The sequence below is a fragment of the Faecalibacterium sp. An77 genome (genome assembly GCF_002161315.1).
Taxonomy (GTDB): domain Bacteria; phylum Bacillota; class Clostridia; order Oscillospirales; family Ruminococcaceae; genus Faecalibacterium.
This window is the reverse complement of record NZ_NFHK01000087.1, coordinates 1-3,223: the sequence shown is the minus strand read 5'-3', so window position 1 is coordinate 3,223 and position 3,223 is coordinate 1. Positions and strand designations below refer to the sequence as shown.

Annotated in this window: 3 protein-coding genes; 1 reads left to right on the top strand and 2 read right to left on the bottom strand. The window is 53.9% G+C overall.

Annotated elements, in window-relative coordinates; translation table 11 throughout:
* Positions 1 to 141 precede the first annotated feature (141 nt).
* Together B5G28_RS14100 and B5G28_RS14095 are read right to left on the bottom strand one after the other, a co-directional pair.
* Positions 142 to 618 carry a DUF2577 family protein gene (locus B5G28_RS14100; RefSeq protein ID WP_087249822.1) on the bottom strand — a complete coding sequence of 159 codons (477 nt, stop codon included), beginning with the start codon at positions 616 to 618 and terminating at the stop codon, positions 142 to 144.
* Between the two features lie 52 nt (positions 619 to 670).
* Positions 671 to 2,665 (bottom strand): tape measure protein, encoded by a 1,995-nt coding sequence (locus B5G28_RS14095; protein WP_087249820.1) that lies wholly within the window; start codon positions 2,663 to 2,665, stop codon positions 671 to 673.
* A gap of 206 nt (positions 2,666 to 2,871) precedes the next feature.
* Between B5G28_RS14095 and B5G28_RS14090 the strand changes: the two genes are divergently transcribed.
* Positions 2,872 to 3,223: transposase (locus B5G28_RS14090; protein ID WP_144265575.1), on the top strand; the 352-nt coding region annotated here is incomplete at its 3' end.

Genomic DNA, 3,223 nt, shown 5'->3' with positions numbered 1-3,223 from the left:
GGCGTATTAAGGCAAAGCTAAAGGGCCTGCCGCCTGCAATTCACAGACAACAAGCCCTTTCAGCTGTTTGAACTATTTTTATTTCAAATTATTGTCTAACTTTTTGGGGTCACTTCACGGCTCTATAAGGCTTTATTTTGTTTAATACGTTCGGGACAGCACGATGAACCGCTGCCCGCCGTTCACCCGCAGCATAACCACCTTGTCGCCTTCTTCCAGCGCCCGATTCAGGATGATATAGCCATCTTCCACCGGCAGTGCCTCGCCGTTTTCATAGCAGACAACGTTCTGGCCCTGCAAAGCGGCGTTGAAGCCCTCAGAGACAAGGGAAGTCTCGGTGATGTACTGGCCGGTCAGCGCCGTGGAAGTAGTGCCCGTGGGGCAGGTGTGCAGGTGTGCGAGGGTGCTGATGTAATGCTGATGATCCAGGACCGGAATTTTCTTCTCGATGACCGCCGCTGTCAAAATCAGGGACTGGGCCTGCAAGGGCTGCATCATATTGTCAATTTTGATCTGAAGCGGGCTGGCCTGGGTGACGGTGCCGGTCACATAATCAGTGAGGGCGGCGCTTTTTATAGCTTCTTGTGCAATCACCTGCAACATCTCATAAAGTTCCAATTTCTTGCCTCCTACGCAATTTCAGCTATAAAATTGGGTATGCGGTGCCCACTTAAAACGGCAAAGCAATGGCGCGAGATGCGCCGGCGGCCCACTGTTCGGCCAGTACTTTCTTCAGTCGATCAATAACCGCGTCTGTGTCGGCTTTGGTGTCGCCGGTGTTCTGGCCGTTTACGTTGATAACTGTAGTGGTGCTGCCAAGATTCACTTGGCGAATATAGCTGCCGGTCGCCACGTCCACAAGTTCCTTCAAGACTTCGTCCGAAAGGGTGGCTTCTTTCTTGATGTCCTTGACGTCTTTCCCGATCCCGGAAAGCGCGTCCGTTACAGGGTCATATGCTGGAATAGTGGAGCCAATGCCGGACCACCCGCCTTGATCCGCCGGGGTTGCTTTTTGTGCGGCCTCAATTCCGGCCATCCGTTCGGCGTGGGCATCGGCTGCCGTTGCCTGCATCGCGGCCAATGTGCCCGCCCGGGCTGCCGCCGCTGCCAGGTTGTCGGCCTGCATTTGCGCCAGGGTGCTGGCTCTGGTAGCCTTGGCGGCCTCATTCTGCACAGCAAATGCGGACCCCAGAGTGATTTTTTCAATGGAGTCAATAGCGACACCGGGAATCATGTTGACTTTTGAAATCAGCCCATTGATGATATCAACGGCCCCGTTGGCCATCGTTTGAAGGGCCATCAAGCCGTTAGAGGCAAAGTCTCCAATGGAGTCCAGGACGCCATAAAAAACAGAAGTGGCCGAATACTTGAAGGAATCCAAGGTGTTTTGCAGAGAGTAGATACCGGCCATGAATTTTATTTTCATGACGTCAACCCCGCTTGCAACATTGTCCACCGTGATAAGCCAGGCCGCCCGAAGTCCGCCCACGCTTTGCACCCATTGCGCGATATGATAAACAATCACGCCGACGGCTGCGCCGATTAAAACGGCCATAGGATTGATAGATGTAATCGAAGCAATGAGTTTTGCAAGGCCGCCACTTGCAACATAAGAGGCTGCCGCAAAAGCCAGCAGCCCGGCGGCGGCCCCTGCCGCTATAGGGGCAATGGTTTCCAAGTTGTTTGCAAGCCAGGAAATGCCGTTCAGCACCGGTTCCAGCGCTTGCAGGGCTGTATTTTGAGCCATGGTCCAGACCTGCGACCAGGTCAAGGGAATCTGCTCAAAGGCCGCGTTTGTTTCCTCTGCCGCACCCAAAAGGGCGTTTTTCACAACGTCGGCTGTGACCTGCCCGGCGGACGCCATTTCTCGCAGTTGGCCGGTAGTCACCCCCATATATTCGGCAATCGTTTGAGCGATAGGCGTTGCCTGATCCATAACGCTGTTCAGTTCTTCGCCCCGCAGGGTGCCGGACGCCAGCGCCTGGGTCAACTGGGTAATTGCAGCCGCCGCGCCGGCCCCATCGGCTCCGGCAATAGCCAGCTGTTTCTGCACCTGTTCAGCAAAGGCGATAATTTCGCCCGTGTTGCTGAAGGTATCCGGGGCCATCATGCCCAACTGGGTGACCATGTTTGCCATATCGGCATAAGCGCCGCGGCTGCGCTGGGCGGCCTGGAAAATTTCATCCTGGGCCGCTGCGGCTTGCTCGGCGCTGCCGGTCATCAGTTTCAACCGGGCGTTGATCTGGGTCATCTGGTCGGAAGCGTTTACCAGAGCTTGAACGCCTTTCATGTTGAGATAAGAGGCGGCCATACTCTTGAGCGTTCCAATAACGCTTTTTGCAGCCGATCCCAAGGACCGCTGCTGCCGTTCCTGGGCTTCAATGGCTTCAGTGGCCGCGTCCGTCGCCTCTGTCAGCTGGTCCGTTTGCCCGGTCAGTTCTGCAAGCTGGGTTGTCTGAGTAGCTGCCGCAAAAGCCGCGTTATAGCTGGCGGCGGCCATTTCAGCAGCAGAAGAAGAAAACCCGGCGGCACCGTATGCCGCTGCCATTGTCGCGGTTTTCAGATAGCCGGTTATTCCGGCGGCCTGGTTCATGAGCCTAATATATCGGCTCATTGTCGCGCTGAAGCGATCTTCCAGGGTTAAAGTTTCTATGATTTGCGCCATGTGTTGTCCTTTCTGGTTTGTGTGATGCAGCCGCCTCTATTATACCATAAAAGTACGTTAAATGGTACTACAAAAACAGGCTGCCGGCACCCCCGCCGGGGTGCTGCCCTTAAAGGGTGTCGCGTTTCGGAGCTGTTGACAAACTCTGAAATCTCGCTTTATCATCTGAACCATGGTACAATAAAGAAAAAACGAGTGTGAAGCGTATGATGAGACGAGACGGCAGCAAACAACTGAAAATGACCTTTTTGACGCTGGAGGAACTGATGCCGGAAAGTCATTTCCTTCGCAATTTGGAGCAGTGTGTGGATTTCAGCTTCATTTACGATATCGTTGAACCGCTATACGCCAAAGTGGGACGACCTTCCGTTGATCCTGTGCTTCTGGTAAAAATGCTCCTTTTGGGATACCTGTACGGTATTCCTTCTGAGCGGAAGCTGGAGCAGGAAGTTCGAATAAATATCGCTTTCCGTTGGTTTCTGGGAATCGACTTTGACGAGCCTGTTCCGGATCATTCTACCGTTTCTCAGCTTCGACGCCGAAAATTCGGGAAGACAA

Excerpts from the sequence above, each read along its gene's own strand:
- B5G28_RS14095 (WP_087249820.1), bottom strand. The coding sequence starts at position 2,665 with ATGGCGCAAATCATAGAAACTTTAACCCTGGAAGATCGCTTCAGCGCG.